Genomic DNA, 14939 nt, shown 5'->3' with positions numbered 1-14939 from the left:
TCTAACTAAAGTTAAATCAAATATAAATCTTTAATCCATCATAAGCTAAATAGATATTATCTTTTTCTAAATAATCAAATTCTTCATGCATTATATCGTGTGCAATATGTGTAAAGTAAGAAATTTTAGGATTGATCTTTTTAATTACACAAAAAGCCTCTGAAAAATTTAAATGCGCAGGATGAGGCTTAATCCTCATAGCATCTATTATGAGTAGATCTAAATTTTTTAAATAATCATAAGACGCTTCGGGAATAAATTTAACATCAGTAAGATACGCTAAATTGCCTACCCTATAACCCAAACTAATTATATCCCCATGAATCAAAGGAATTGGCACTATCTTTAGACTTTTAAAAAAAAAGGGCTCAAAATCCCTAATAACATTGGCAATAATGTCTGCCTTTCCACTTAAAGAGGGTTTGGATGTAAAATTATGCGGAAAAGCATTCCTTATGTGAGCCATGGCAGTATCTCTAGCATAAATGTTTAAAGGGGCACATCGTGTATAGAACTTAATATCATCAAAACCCATAATATGATCATAATGTTCATGCGTGTAAAGCACTAAATCAAGCTTATCTATTTTCTCTCTTAAAAGTTGCTGTCTAATATCAGGACCTGTATCAATCAACAATTTGATGCCAGAAGATGACTCAAGAAAAAAAGAACTTCTCAATCTTTTATTTTTACTATAACTTGAAGTACAGACTTTACAGCTACAATTTAACATAGGAACACCACTTGAAGCCCCCGTTCCTAAAAAGGTTCCAACCATATGTTACTACCTTTCGCCTGTAAACATAATCTATTTTAACACAACATTTTATATTAAACAAAAATAAACTCTCTTAATCAAACAACTCTTCTTAAATCTAAAATTAGATTAACACTATTTAATAATCAATTCTGTAAACTATTTTGGAAAAATTGCTTTTATGCTTATAATTATTTAAGGAAAAATTATTTTTATGGATACGCAAATTTATGAACTCATTTTCTTAACCAGTTTTAGCATATTTTTAATAGTAAATTTATTTAATTTTAAAAAAGAATTCACTTATGAAGACTACTTCATAATATTTCCAGGTACGTTTTTTGTAATAACTTTATATTTTACAGAAATTAGACCGTTAATGTTATATATTGGCAGTATATTCTTAATCTTTATGATAATAATCTTCTTTAAAAACATCAAAACAATAGTAAATAGTAGAAGAAAAATCAACAACGGGTCTGCAAAACAATCAAAAGGAATATTTCTTTCAATTTTGCTAAAAACAATACTTGTAATGCCCGCTATTTTAACAGTTATTATTGCAACTATTTTTTCATACTTAGCACTTTTTATAAATTATCCCAAAGATGAAAACAATAGCTATCAACTTGGCTTCGCAAGAATTAAAGATCACAAAAATGATTTAAACTTATCGATTTGGTACCCTGTAAGCTCAACATTGGGCCTTAAAAAACAAAATCCATTTCTTTTGTACGAATTTAATCCTTTTTTCATAAACGAAATGAATTATTTATCAAAACAGAATAACATATATAAAAAAGCCCTTATTAGCAATAACCAAAAACTATATGATTCTGTTTTACTCATACTTCCTTATTATTCTCACGATTCAATGTTCAAATCTCTAGTTAGCAGGCTTGTTAAGAAAGGAAAAATTGTTTATTTATATTCACCAAAATATAAACATATGAAAAGCTACGATTTTATTAAAAATAGCCATAAAAGTATATTTAGCTATGTAATCAATAAAAGCATTAGCTATTTAATTGAGCCTGCCAATATCCTTAATGAAAAAGCTGATATTGCATCTACTGAAACTGAAATTCAAAATATTATTGAACTAGCAAAATCAAGCCAAAATTTGGAATTTTTAAATTCAAAAATGAACCTCAATAAACTAACGTTAATTACACTAGGAAATCAAGCAAATATTGCTAATTTTATCCTTGCAAAAAACACAAACATAGCAAAATATATCAATATAGGGGGAGAGCCGCAAACAATAAGAAATTTAAAAAACTTACAACTAATTCTAAAAGAAAATGAAAAGAACCTCCACACAAAAGTTGCTAATACAAACTCCATAAAGCTAACAGACATAAGCAATATTGCAGAAATTTCTGATCTTATTTTTAGCAGAAGCTATTTAAAAAGTTTTAATTTCTTAAAAAACAAAAAATCAATGTTATCAAAATTTAATTCTATAGTTAATGAAATTAATAAATTTATTGAAGAGGAAAAATAATAATGATAAAAAAATTCTTGCTATTTGCAATGCTCAACATCTTTTTAACAAATAAAGCTCATAGTAATGAAGAGATAATCGAAATAAGTACTGAAATACAAAAGGAAAAATATATTCCCTTTTTAATAAGCAGAGGAAAAACTCAGCTAGAAGACCTTGTAAAATATACTCTAGAAATAAATCCAGAGCTTGACAAAAACTATGTAAATACTGTTGCTAAAACCTATATAGACGAATCTTTGATCGAAGGGGTTAATTATGACATTGCCTATGCTCAAATGCTATTAGAAACAGGGGCTCTAAAATTCAATGGAATAGTTTCAAAAGAGCAACACAATTTTTCAGGAATAGGCGCTACTAATAATCTTACAAAAGGAAATTCTTTTTCCAATATTACAGAAGGAATTAAAGCTCACATTCAACATTTAAAAGCTTATGCTTCAAAACAAAATATCAAATCAAATATGGTTGATCCTAGATTTTACCTTGTTAAAAGAGGATCTGCTCCAACAATATATGATTTGACTGGGAAATGGGCAAAAGACAAATTTTACGACAAAAAACTTAAAAAAATATTATTAGAACTATTAGAATATAATAATGCAAATAAAAGCTAAAAGCTCGCTATATGATTTTCTAGAAAAAATATATTCAAAATACAATAAAAAAAAATTTATACATCCTGATCCTTTAGAATTTCTATACAGGTATAAAGAAAAAGAAGACATTGAACTTGTAGGCCTAATTAGTTCTTCATTGTCCCTTGGAAGAGTAGAAAAAATTTTAGAAGCAATTGAGACAATACTCAAACCACTTGGCAAATCCCCTTCTGAGAGCCTTAAGCTAGCAAATGAAAAAGACTTAAAAGAAATATTTAAAGGATTCGTTTATAGATTTTTCAAAGGAGAAGATATTGTAAGGCTACTGTGCACCCTTAAGATAATAAAAGAACAGCACCATACGCTTGAAAATCTTCTTTACAGTATTTATTATAAAAACCAAGATTTTATACTTAGCATAGATGAATTAATAAAGCATATGGAAAAAATAAATGGGAGAGAATTTGGCATGCTACTCCCAAAGCCTTCAAAGGGAAGTTCTTGTAAAAGGCTTTTTTTATTCTTAAGATGGATGATACGCAAAGATGAGGTCGATTTAGGTATTTGGAATAAATTCAATCCCAATAAGCTTATAGTGCCAATGGATACTCATATGACAAGCATTGCTTCAAAACTATTTAAAATCAAAGAAATAAAAAACGTAAATCTTAAACAAGCAATAAAAATTACAAGCTATTTTTCAAAAGAAAATAATGAAGATCCTGTAAAATACGATTTCTCTTTAACCAGATTTGGAATAAATAGAGATTTTAATAAAGAAAAATTGCTAAAAAATATTAACAAACTATAAAATTTTATTTATAAAACTTTTAAAATAAGACATACTTAAATCATCATTAAAACAAAAATACCAATTTATCGTAAAATAAAAAGGAGAATCTGTGAATAATCTTAAAGAAAAGATAAATACTTATAGCAAATTAATTTTAGGGTCTTGGCAATTCGGAGGAGGATATTTTAAGCAAGTCGAAAAAGAAACTGCTAAAAAAATATTAAAAAAAGCATATGATCACGGGATCAGAAATATTGACACTGCAAGAGCTTATGGAAATGGAATTTCAGAAAAAATAATTGGCGAAATAATAGAAAAAGATCCAACAATAAGAGAAAATATTTTAATTGCAAGTAAATGCTACCCAATGGAAATTTCAGAATATAGAGAGAACTTTAATGAAAGTCTTAAAAATTTAAAAACTGATTATATAGATATTTACTATATACACTGGCCTAAAAACGATTTTGACCTAAGACCAATCGCATCATTTCTTGAAGAAATGAGAGCAAAAGGAAGAATAAAATATGTAGGTGTAAGTAATTTTGAAATATCACACATGGAAAGCATAAAAAAAGTTTGCAAAATTGACGTAAACCAAATAGGATACAACCCCTTATTTAGAAATAAAGAAAAAGATGTAATTCCTTACTGTGAAGACAATAATATTGCCACCATATCATATTCAACAATTGCTCAAGGACTTTTATCTAAAGCTAATATAAAAGACAAAAACAAATTTAATGATATTAGAACAGAAAAATTGATACTTTTCAAAAAAGAAATTTGGCCTTATACTTTGAAAACCATAAATAAACTTGAGGAGATAGCAAAGATAAATAACTTAACAATTTTAGAATTAACATATTCATGGCTTAAAAAAACAAAATTAAGTGGATTTATAGTGGGCTTTAGCAAGGAAAATTATGTAGAATCAAACGTGAATTCATTTAAAGCAGAAATTAATGAGAAAATATATGAAGAGATTACATCAATTTTAGATAATTTTAATCACCAAACAAAAAACTTCCCAAATTTATTTAACAAAAAAATTTAAAACTTCAAAAACAAATATTTCAATTAACAAACTTAAAGTCAATAGAATTTCCTAAAATTCTAACGCCTTCTACAGTTAAATGAATATTAAAAATAAACTCTATCTCAATTAATGACAAAATTAGGTTCGCATTACCCCCAGTAATTATTAAATTAAATTCTTTTTTATACATCTGCTTAATATCACGATAAACACCTTCTATTAAATACTTATATTGATAAAATAAACCGCTGTTTACACTCCCAGATGTAGTTCTCTCTAAAAGATTATTTGGAGTGCTAATGGAGAATTTTTTGATAAGATAGGCATTGTCTAATAAAGAATTAAAATTTATCAAAGGACCAGAATTTATAAGACCACCAAGTATTCCATCTTGCCTGCTAACAGCAAAAATGGTGCAAGCTGTTCCAAGATCTACTACTAAAACATTTTCAAATGAATAATTTTCAATGGCTGCAACAAGATTGGCAAAAACGTCTGAGCCTAGCAAAAATTTATCGCTTTTGTAAGGATTAAATGTCAAATCATAATTCAAATCAAAACCAATAAACAAAGGCTTTATCTTAAAAAAAGAAAAAATGACATTTTCAAATGTTTCATTAAGAACAGGAACAACGCTGCTTATAAAAACTTTATTTACATTAAAATCAAAATTTTCTTCAAAAAAGCTATAAACCTCATCATACCTTAACATAAGATTTGTTTTCATTTTAATAAATAAATTAACTTGATTATCTTTAAATAGGGCAAAAGCAATGCTGGTATTTCCAATATCAATTATCAATTCTGATAATAAAGGTTTATTCATAAATATTTATTTTTTTTGCAATTTTGTCAAATCTCAATAAAAGATTAAAAGTTCTCTTTTTCTTGGGCGTTGCTTTAATAACCAAAATTTTGTTTAAAGGATAATACTTCCAACCATCAGAATATACGTAAAACTTATAATCTGTAAACCAATCAATTTCTCTAAATCTAACTAAAGTTGGATTTAAAATGTTTCCAAAAAATATATAGCTTGAATAATTAATCTCTTGATCAAAATCAATTGCAACTTTAGTATCAGTAATTTCACGATTTAAAACCCTAGAAGCAGCATATATCCACCTGATAGATCCATAGCTAGAAATAAAGATAAATTGGGGCATATATTGATTATCAATAATATCAGAATAATAGCTTTCATAAGGAATTCCTTTGGCATAATCACTCCTCATTAAAGAATAATAAATTGCATTCAATGAAAGCTTTAATATTAGGCTATCTTTTAAATAAGATGCCATTCTTTTAAGAACCCCAGAAATCTTTAATGCATGCTCAACAATATCAGATGAATTAATGCTATTATTTAAAATATACATTTTTCCTTCATCTGTAACGCCAAATAAAGTAAATATAAATTTATAAAGCTCCTTTTTAAAACTTAAATAAAAAGAATCGTCAACTCTAATCTTAAGAAAAGTAAGATAATTAGATAAAATGTTGTAGGCTTGGCTAAAATTAAAATTAGAACTTAATATTTTTTTAGGATCTTTGAGAAGATTTAAAGCACCATTTAATTTAGAACCGTTTTCTGATAAAAAAATTTTTTCCAAAAGACGAGGATCTTCCTTTAAATAAACCACAAGCCTGTCTTCTTCAAGAGAATCAATAAAAGTTTTATTCCTTGATAAATAAGAAAAAAATTTATCAAATTGATATGAATTAGCATAATAACATAAACTTAAATAAGTCAACTTATGTTCATTTTTGGCTAATAAAGAATCTAATTTTAAAAATATTGACTCGTGATCCCCTCTGATTAAAGATTCTGCTAAAAAACAAACCATTAAATTTTCATCAAAGCTATAAACACCGTATTTAAGCCATCCTCCCTTTGAAGCATTAAAATTAACAGAATTGTTCCAAGAATCATAAGCATTTTGTCTAAAATTGCTTAAAGCATCATTAAAAATCTTATTATCCACCTCTTTAATTTTTGAATGCATAATAGAATAATCTAATATATTACTTTTATTAGTTTGGTTGCCCTCTATAATGGAATTTGGAATATTTTTCTTTGGTGAATCGATATAAATAGCATTGCCAATTCTAAATGCTGCTTGAGGAGAAATCAAAATATCTTTTTCTCTTATCTTTACATTTTCTCCTAAAAAGATTTTATATTCCAAATTCTCCCCTTGTCTTATTGAAATAATAGGCTTATCTAATAAAACCTTATAATGATCTTCAACTTCATAACTTAACAAAAAGCTCTTAGAGAGATTTGATTCAATGCTAAAATTATTTTCCGAATCAAGCAAAAATCCGAGAAAAATATTATTCTCAAAATAAACATAAATACCCATGTCTTGCACTTTATAAGAGATGGGCAAAAGATTTAAACCTGTTTCTAAAACAACAAGTGGATTAAACTTGGACAAAAATATCCTAAGTCCCCTAACATTAACAACAAGATCATTTAAAGTATATTCACTATTTAAAACCTTATTATTTACTTCTAATTTTATATCTTTTAAAAAAAATATATTTAAGTTTAAATTCCTAAATTGTAAAAAAATAACAACAAACAATATTAAAGCACCAAGCAATAAATTAAAAGCCCCTGCCCTTAAAAACTCCTTCATATGATGATTCTAATCATAAAAAATCAAAATATCAATATTGATTGCATAAAAACAAAAAAAATAATAAAATTATAGGTTAGCTAGTTAAATAGGAGTAAAATATATGAAAATTCCTAAAAATTATATTCCAGGAACAAACCCTTACAAGTCTCTACCTAAAAAACCTATTATTGAAAACAAGAAAAAAATTACCAAAAAACAAGAACAAATTAATTCAGAAATTATGAAATCTCAAGAGCGTATTTTGAAGCTATATATGAGGCGCCTACAAAAAAAAGATCAAATAACTCTTCAAAATTTTATTCTAGAAGGACATAAAATAGGCTCCAAAATTTTCAATAATTTACCAAAAACACTAAAAGAAATAATAGCTTTAATGAATATAGAATCGTTAAAAGTGTTAAAGAAAAATACAAAAAATCCATTTAAAATGCTTTACATAAAATTTTCAAGCTGGACCTTAAACAAGCTAATCAAAACACTCGACATTGAATCTAATAACAACAAAACCGCAAAACATAAATAATAATTTTGAATTTTTTTTATACATTACTTATTGATTTTTTTATTTGCGCCTTTCCTTACAATGTCTATTGTTGATTTATTATCAGAATAAATAAAAAAATCTTTCAAGAACCATCTTTTATGATTATTAGGCTCTAAAATATACATTGAATCTAAGATATCTAATGTCATTTTATTACCACAATAAAATTCGCCAACCATGCCCAATTTATCACCAATAGCTAAACACGCTGCAATATCCCAAAGTCCTACAAAAGAAAAGTAGGCCTTATAAGAACCTGTAAAAAGTTTAGCAAAAGAATAGACACAAGAACCATTAATATGAATATGAGAAGAAATATCAAGATTAAATGCCCTTATAATAGACCTTGAAACTGCAAGTAAACTATGAATATTGTAACATTTAGAATTATCAAAAATAAATTTATTAAAATCCTTTTTTAAAGGATAACTACCAATGTTTTTTTTAGCATAAAATACATTATCTTTAGAAGTAATAAAAAACTCTCCGCTTAAAGGAAGAGAAATAGCTCCTTCAATAATTTTGCCGCCACTAGCATACGCTATCGATATTCCATATGAAGGAAGACCTGCTACAAAAGAAGAAGTTCCATCAATAGGATCAATAATAAAAGTACTCTCTGATATTAAAGCATCTTTGATGCACTCTTCTTCATAAGTAGATATTGTCTCTTCTCCAAGAACAAAATTTCCAGGCTTTTTGATCTCCTTGAATAAGAATTGCTCAATTTGCTTATCAACCTGAGTTACAATAGACCCATCGGATTTAAAATCTAAAATCAATTTAGTACAACCACTTAATGCAAGCCTAGTTGATTCATTTAATAAAAATATAATTTTTTCAAAATCCCAATCCATTTTTATCTTGATTCTCTTATTAATAATAAATTCTAAAATTGAAAAATAATCTTTAAAAGCATTATACTTTGATAAATTAAATATTTTTCAATAAAGCATCTCTAAAAATGCACTAAATTAGAATAGCGTTTACTAAACATAGTATAAAAATCATAAATATCCATACTCACATTTTTTTATTTTCAATCTCACAGATTCTATTAAATATCAAAAGCTAAGAAAATTTATCAAACACAAACTCTTTTTTCTAATAGAAATACATAGATCCCAATTAAAAACAATGTCCTTTGTTCAAGTTCTAAAATCCCATAAATCCCATTAAAATTAAAAAACTGAAGTAAAAGCATTGGGACAAATCTCATTTTTATAATTTTTACATTCAAAATTCTATACAACAATGGAATATACATATTACTTCTAAATTCAATAAATAATTATTGACATAGTTTAACACTTAAAAAGGACTTGTGTTATTTAAGCTATCACAACATAAAAATTAATAATATTAATACACTAAGAAATAAAAAAGCAAATCCTATACTATTACCAGATATGTCTATTAAATAGATTTAAAGGGATAAAATTTAATTTGAACTTAAAAAGCTATTTTCCAATTTTTTCCAGTAAAAAATATTATTAATAAAATTTAAAAAAGAAAAGAATTTCAAAACCCAAACTCCAATCATAATTTCAAATCATATTATTTAAAATAGGCATTGAAAGCTCAAAACCAAAAGTTTTTTTAGAAACTTTAACTATAGGAGCTCCCTGCTTTCTTTTGTATTCATTTTTAAAATAAAGATTTAAAACTTTATCAACTATACCTTTTTCAAAATTAAGATAAATTGAATCTACAGATTCATTGCCAATCAAATATCTATTTAAAATAACATCAAGAACTTCATATTTTGGAAGATAATCACTATCTTTTTGATCAAACCTTAACTCAGCCGAAGGCTCCTTTAAAATAATATTAACAGGAATAATGCATTGGTCAAATTTTGCATTAATGTAATTTACAAGATCATAAATCTCAGTCTTAAAAAGATCTCCGATCAAAGAAAGTCCTCCGCAAGTATCCCCATAAAGGGTACAATAACCAACTGCAATTTCGCTTTTGTTACCAGTATTTAAAAGCAAAGAATTTTGAGAATTACTGTAAGACATTAATAAAAGCCCTCTTAACCGCGCTTGCAAATTTTCTCCAGTAATACCTTTAACATCAAAATATCTTTCAAAAAATCTACTACTTACCTCAAATAAATCTTTTATTGGCATTTCAATCAATTTAAAACCTAATTTTCTAGAAAGTTCTTTAGCATCAGAAATAGAACCTGCTGATGAAAATTTACTAGGCATAGAAATCCCAACAACATTCTCAGCGCCCAAAGCAAAACATGCAAGATACGCAACAAGAGAAGAATCAATACCCCCAGATACCCCCAAATGAACTTTGGAAAATCCCGAAAAAGAAACATATTTTCTTAAAACAAAAGATATTGCTAAAATAATTTTTTCAAAAAGCTCGTTAGATGTATCAAATTTTAAATCTTGGAATGTATCATTAGATATAAAATCAAATTCAAATCCTTTGGCTTGCTTTATCTTGCCAAAACTATTAATAAAAAAGCTACACCCATCATAAACTGCAGAATCTTCAACTCCATAAAAATTCGAATAAATAACATCTAGATTATTCTCAATAGCAACTCTTTGAAAGAATTTTAACCTAAGATTATTCTTCTCCTTAGTGAAGTAAGATTTGGACGGTATTATTAAATACTGCGCCTTCTTTAAATCCTCACCCAATTTGGGAATTAATTCTTTAAATAACAAAGCATCCTCAAAATTTAATATAGCAAATAAATTGTCCTTATAACTAAAAAAACCAGGCAAATTGCATTGTGATACAGTTAGAATAACTTTATGATTACTGATGACAGAAATAACATCTACAAATTTACCACCCTCATAAACACTATGACCAAAAACAATTAAAGTGTTATCATTAACCTGCTCTTTCATAAATTCAATGAACTTACATATATTTTGAGAATATTTAGAAAGCCCAAAAAACTCACCATACTTAGTATTGCCTAAAAACATAGAAGGAAAAACTAAAACGTCTGATCCCCTTAGCAAAGCTTCATCATAATTAATTTTAAAATCAGCAATACATTTATCAAAATCTAAAGCTCTGTATTTTGTTTGAGCAATGCTTATTTTCATAGGTAAATAATAAGTAATAATACATTAAATTACAATAAAAAAAATTAACAGCTTGGCAAAGCTAATACTCACCCACATTTTAACAATACCCTAATATTAAGGATGTCTAAAAGCACTAAAAACACAACAAAATCAAAAAATGATACCAAAAATATTCTTATAAATAAAAAAATAAAATTTTTTATTTTGACAAAAAAATACACACGAACATTTTACTAAATAACAATATGTATCAATACAACACTATTACTGAAAGCTTAAGAAAAATATACATCTTGCAAATGATCAAAATGAATCAATTTTATTAAATTTCAAGAAAGAAAAAAATTTGTAAAATATTTTTTTTAAAGATAAAATGCTTTATCAAAGGAGGAAAAATGGAAAAAAAAGAAACAAAAAGCGAATCTGAAAAAACCAACAAACAAGATAATAAAAATACAAAATCTCAAAAAAAAGAAAACTTAAATTTAGTAAATTCTGATAAAAAAATTACTGAACTTGAAAATGAAATCTCCAATCTTAAAGATTTGTATTTAAGAAAACAAGCAGAATTTGAAAACTTCAGAAAAAGATTAGAAAAAGAAAAAGACAATTTTGTTAAATTTGCAAATGAAACCATAATGAAAGATGTCGTTAATTTTCTTGATAACTTAGAACGAGCTATTAACTCTTCAAAAAAATCCAAAGATTTTGACAACTTATTAACAGGAATAAGTATGATTGAAAATGAAATACTATCAATCTTTGATAAAAAATATAATTTAAAAAAATTTGGAGAAAATGGCGAAAATTTTGACCCAAGTCGTCATGAAGCAATAAGCATTGAAGAGAAAGAGGGTCTTAAAAATCCAGAAATAGTAGAAGTATACCAAAAAGGATATTGCTACAACGACAGAATATTAAGAACAGCGAAAGTTAAAGTTGCTCAAAGCAAAAATTAATTAGAAAAAAGGAGGTTTATAATATGGGCAAAATAATAGGTATTGACCTAGGAACAACAAACTCATGCGTAGCTATAATGGAGCATGGAAAACCAGTTGTAATACAAAATTCAGAAGGGGGAAGAACTACTCCATCTATTGTTGCTTACACAAATAAAGGCGAAAGACTTGTGGGGCAAGTCGCAAAAAACCAAATGGTTACAAACCCTGAAAACACAATTTATTCTATTAAAAGATTTATGGGAAGAAGATTTGAAGAGGTTGCAAGCGAAATAAAAATGGTTCCTTATAAAATAGAAAAGGGGCTAAATGGCGACGCACGAGTAAACATTTCCAATATAAAAAAGCAAATGTCACCGCCTGAGATCTCAGCAGCAACTCTTACAAAAATGAAAGAAACAGCAGAGGCTTACTTAGGTGAAAAAGTTACAGAGGCTGTCATTACAGTTCCTGCTTACTTCAATGATGCTCAAAGACAAGCCACAAAAGATGCTGGCAAAATAGCAGGTCTTGAAGTAAAAAGAATTGTTAATGAGCCAACTGCTGCTGCTCTTGCTTATGGAATTGAAAAAAAACACGAAGAGATTGTTGCTGTTTACGATCTTGGTGGAGGAACATTTGACATTTCAATATTGGAACTTGGAGATGGTGTTTTTGAAGTAAAGTCAACCAATGGAGACACACATCTTGGTGGTGACAATTTTGACGACGAAATAATAAAACATTTAATTTCAGAATTCAAAAAAGAAAGTGCTATTGATTTGTCAAACGACAAAATGGCTCTTCAAAGACTCAAAGAAGCAGCCGAAAAAGCTAAAATAGAACTCTCGGGCGCTCAAGAAGCTTCAATAAATCTTCCATTTATTACAGCAGATGCAAATGGTCCAAAACACTTACAACATACTCTAACAAGAGCAAAATTTGAACAAATGGTAGACCACTTAGTTCAAAAAACAAAAGAACCATGCCTTAAGGCTATTAAAGATGCTGGACTTAAAGCTTCTGATATTAATGAAGTAATACTTGTGGGTGGATCAACAAGAATTCCTGCTATTCAAAAAATTGTAAAAGATATATTTGGACAAGATCCTAACAAGGGAGTAAATCCAGATGAAGCTGTAGCAATTGGAGCTGCTATTCAGGGTGGTATTCTAACAGGAGAAACTAAAGACATGGTACTCCTTGACGTTACTCCACTCTCACTAGGAATAGAAACACTAGGCGGGGTTATGACTAAACTTATTGAACGAAACACCACAATTCCTACAAAAAAAAGTCAAGTATTCTCCACAGCTGCTGACAATCAAACCTCTGTTGATATTAAAGTCCTTCAAGGTGAACGTGAAATGGCAGCACAAAATAGAATACTTGGTAATTTTATACTTGATGGAATACCAGCAGCACCAAGAGGAGTACCTCAAATTGAAGTCAGCTTTGACATTGATGCTAATGGAATAGTTCATGTGTCTGCAAAAGATATGGGAACGGGCAAAGAACAAAAAATTAGAATTGAATCATCATCAGGACTCTCTGAATCAGAAATAGATCGAATGGTAAAAGATGCAGAAGCTCATGCGGAAGAAGATAAAAAATTAAAAGAAAATATTGAAGCAAAAAATACAGCTAATTCTTTAATTTATCAAACAGAAAAATCATTAAAAGAATATTCTGAAAAAATTTCAAGCGAAGACAAAGAAGCTATTGAAAGTAAAATAAAAGAATTAAAAGAAAGTCTTGAAAAAGAAGACATTTCACTTATAAAATCTAGAACAGAAGAACTTCAAAAAGCTTCTTACAAAATAGCTGAGATGATGTATAAAGATTCTTCCCAGCAAAATGCAAGCAGCCAACAAGAAAATGGCCCACAAAGCAATACAAGCGAAGAGGGTAAAGAGGCTGATTATGAGGTTGTTGACGAGGATAAAAAATAGTGAAAAAAGATTATTATGAAATTTTGGGGCTCTCAAAAGGAGCCTCAAAAGATGAGATAAAAAAAGCTTATAGAAAAATAGCAATTAAATATCACCCAGACAGAAATCAAGGGAATGAAGAAGCCGCCTCTATCTTTAAAGAAGCTACTCAGGCTTACGAAATTTTAATAGATGATAATAAAAAAGCTAAATACGACAGATTTGGGCATTCCGCTTTTGAAGGAGGGGGATTTGAAGGATTTTCAGGTGGATTTAGTGGATTTTCAGACATCTTTGAAGATTTTGGCGATATTTTTGATTCATTTTTCACTGGAAACAAAGGACAAGAAAGAAATAGAAAACATGCAAAAGGTGAAGACTTGGGATATAACATAGAAATATCTCTTGAAGATGCATACTTTGGGTACAAAAATAATATAAGCATAACAAGACAAATGCTCTGTGATTCTTGTCTCGGGAAAAAATCCGAAAAAGATACAAATCCTTCGATATGTAACATGTGTAACGGCAGCGGAAGAGTAGTACAAGGCGGAGGATTTTTCAGAGTTACAACAACATGTTCTAAATGTTACGGAGAAGGTAAAATAATATCAAGCCCTTGTAAATCCTGTAAAGGAAAAGGGAGTCTTGCAAAGCAAGAAACTATTCAATTAAACATTCCCCCAGGCATTGATAATAACCAACAAATAAAAATGAAAGGCAAGGGGAATGTTAATCCAGACAATCAAGAATATGGTGATCTTTATGTAAAAATATTGATAAGATCTCATAAAGTATTCAAAAGAAATGGTAAAGATCTCTATGCAATGCTTCCAATAAGCTTTACTCAAGCAGCGCTTGGAAAAGAAGTGAAAATAAAAACAATTGCTTCAAAAGAGATCAAAATACACATTCCAAAAGGAATAAACAATGAAGAACAAATTTTAATTAAAAACGCAGGTATGCCAATTCTTCAAACCGAAAAGCTTGGAAACTTAATATTAATCACCAAAATAAAAACACCTAAAAATTTAAATTCTAATGCTATTAAACTTTTTGAAAACTTGGGCAAAGAATTAAAAGATGATGATGAAATAGATTTACTCAAAGCATAA

The 14939-nt window shown here is 27.9% G+C and carries 13 protein-coding genes; 8 read left to right on the top strand and 5 right to left on the bottom strand.

Annotated elements, in window-relative coordinates:
* Positions 1-16 precede the first annotated feature (16 nt).
* Complete coding sequence (locus tag BSV1_RS03845) at positions 17-778, bottom strand: MBL fold metallo-hydrolase (RefSeq protein ID WP_008882618.1); 762 nt, start codon at positions 776-778, stop codon at positions 17-19.
* Positions 779-971: 193 nt separating this feature from the next.
* Between BSV1_RS03845 and BSV1_RS03840 the strand changes: the two genes are divergently transcribed.
* From BSV1_RS03840 to BSV1_RS03825, 4 genes are all read left to right on the top strand, one after another.
* Positions 972-2264, top strand: a complete 1293-nt coding sequence (locus BSV1_RS03840) for a hypothetical protein (RefSeq protein WP_008882727.1) — start codon at positions 972-974, stop codon at positions 2262-2264.
* Positions 2265-2266: 2 nt separating this feature from the next.
* Complete coding sequence (locus BSV1_RS03835; protein ID WP_008882794.1) at positions 2267-2881, top strand: glucosaminidase domain-containing protein; 615 nt, start codon at positions 2267-2269, stop codon at positions 2879-2881.
* A complete protein-coding gene (locus BSV1_RS03830) occupies positions 2865-3674 on the top strand; it encodes a TIGR02757 family protein (protein ID WP_008882349.1) in 810 nt (269 codons plus the stop codon). Before BSV1_RS03835 ends, BSV1_RS03830 begins: the two co-directional genes overlap by 17 nt.
* A gap of 91 nt (positions 3675-3765) precedes the next feature.
* Positions 3766-4713 (top strand): aldo/keto reductase, encoded by a 948-nt coding sequence (locus BSV1_RS03825; RefSeq protein ID WP_008882487.1) that lies wholly within the window; start codon positions 3766-3768, stop codon positions 4711-4713.
* A gap of 19 nt (positions 4714-4732) precedes the next feature.
* On the opposite strand, the gene BSV1_RS03820 is transcribed toward BSV1_RS03825, so the two are convergent.
* Complete coding sequence (locus BSV1_RS03820) at positions 4733-5521, bottom strand: type III pantothenate kinase (RefSeq protein ID WP_039949569.1); 789 nt, start codon at positions 5519-5521, stop codon at positions 4733-4735.
* Positions 5514-7340, bottom strand: coding sequence for a hypothetical protein (locus BSV1_RS03815; protein ID WP_008882834.1), 1827 nt, complete (start codon positions 7338-7340; stop codon positions 5514-5516). Before BSV1_RS03815 ends, BSV1_RS03820 begins: the two co-directional genes overlap by 8 nt.
* A 103-nt stretch (positions 7341-7443) precedes the next feature.
* On the opposite strand from BSV1_RS03815, the gene BSV1_RS03810 reads away from it, so the two are divergent.
* On the top strand, positions 7444-7866 hold the full coding sequence (locus tag BSV1_RS03810) for a hypothetical protein (protein ID WP_002557113.1): 423 nt from the start codon (positions 7444-7446) through the stop codon (positions 7864-7866).
* A gap of 23 nt (positions 7867-7889) precedes the next feature.
* Here the strand turns inward: BSV1_RS03810 and BSV1_RS03805 are convergent, their stop codons facing one another.
* Together BSV1_RS03805 and nadE are read right to left on the bottom strand one after the other, a co-directional pair.
* Positions 7890-8744, bottom strand: coding sequence for an inositol monophosphatase family protein (locus tag BSV1_RS03805; RefSeq protein ID WP_008882418.1), 855 nt, complete (start codon positions 8742-8744; stop codon positions 7890-7892).
* A gap of 690 nt (positions 8745-9434) precedes the next feature.
* The gene (nadE, locus tag BSV1_RS03795; RefSeq protein ID WP_008882495.1) at positions 9435-10973 is read right to left on the bottom strand and encodes an NAD(+) synthase; all 1539 of its coding nucleotides are present in this window, start codon (positions 10971-10973) and stop codon (positions 9435-9437) included.
* Positions 10974-11350: 377 nt separating this feature from the next.
* On the opposite strand from nadE, the gene grpE reads away from it, so the two are divergent.
* Genes grpE through dnaJ form a run of 3 tightly spaced genes read left to right on the top strand, consistent with a single transcriptional unit; the run spans position 11351 to position 14939 of the window.
* Positions 11351-11914 carry a nucleotide exchange factor GrpE gene (gene grpE, locus BSV1_RS03790; RefSeq protein WP_008882627.1) on the top strand — a complete coding sequence of 188 codons (564 nt, stop codon included), beginning with the start codon at positions 11351-11353 and terminating at the stop codon, positions 11912-11914.
* 23 nt (positions 11915-11937) lie between these two features.
* A complete protein-coding gene (dnaK, locus tag BSV1_RS03785) occupies positions 11938-13845 on the top strand; it encodes a molecular chaperone DnaK (RefSeq protein WP_008882833.1) in 1908 nt (635 codons plus the stop codon).
* Entirely contained in the window at positions 13845-14939 is a 1095-nt protein-coding gene (dnaJ, locus tag BSV1_RS03780; protein WP_008882771.1) for a molecular chaperone DnaJ, read from the top strand. Before dnaK ends, dnaJ begins: the two co-directional genes overlap by 1 nt.

Source organism: [Borrelia] finlandensis (genome assembly GCF_000181875.2).
In the GTDB taxonomy this organism is placed as follows: Bacteria; Spirochaetota; Spirochaetia; order Borreliales; family Borreliaceae; genus Borreliella; species Borreliella finlandensis.
The sequence above is the reverse complement of the archived record's forward strand: the minus strand, read 5'-3'. Positions and strand labels throughout refer to the sequence as shown.

Coding starts and splice junctions, on each gene's coding strand:
- BSV1_RS03845 (WP_008882618.1), bottom strand. CDS start 778: ATGGTTGGAACCTTTTTAGGAACGGGGGCTTCAAGTGGTGTTCCTATG.
- BSV1_RS03840 (WP_008882727.1), top strand. CDS start 972: ATGGATACGCAAATTTATGAACTCATTTTCTTAACCAGTTTTAGCATA.
- BSV1_RS03835 (WP_008882794.1), top strand. CDS start 2,267: ATGATAAAAAAATTCTTGCTATTTGCAATGCTCAACATCTTTTTAACA.
- BSV1_RS03830 (WP_008882349.1), top strand. CDS start 2,865: ATGCAAATAAAAGCTAAAAGCTCGCTATATGATTTTCTAGAAAAAATA.
- BSV1_RS03820 (WP_039949569.1), bottom strand. CDS start 5,521: ATGAATAAACCTTTATTATCAGAATTGATAATTGATATTGGAAATACC.
- BSV1_RS03815 (WP_008882834.1), bottom strand. CDS start 7,340: ATGAAGGAGTTTTTAAGGGCAGGGGCTTTTAATTTATTGCTTGGTGCT.
- BSV1_RS03810 (WP_002557113.1), top strand. CDS start 7,444: ATGAAAATTCCTAAAAATTATATTCCAGGAACAAACCCTTACAAGTCT.
- BSV1_RS03805 (WP_008882418.1), bottom strand. CDS start 8,744: ATGGATTGGGATTTTGAAAAAATTATATTTTTATTAAATGAATCAACT.
- nadE (WP_008882495.1), bottom strand. CDS start 10,973: ATGAAAATAAGCATTGCTCAAACAAAATACAGAGCTTTAGATTTTGAT.
- grpE (WP_008882627.1), top strand. CDS start 11,351: ATGGAAAAAAAAGAAACAAAAAGCGAATCTGAAAAAACCAACAAACAA.
- dnaK (WP_008882833.1), top strand. CDS start 11,938: ATGGGCAAAATAATAGGTATTGACCTAGGAACAACAAACTCATGCGTA.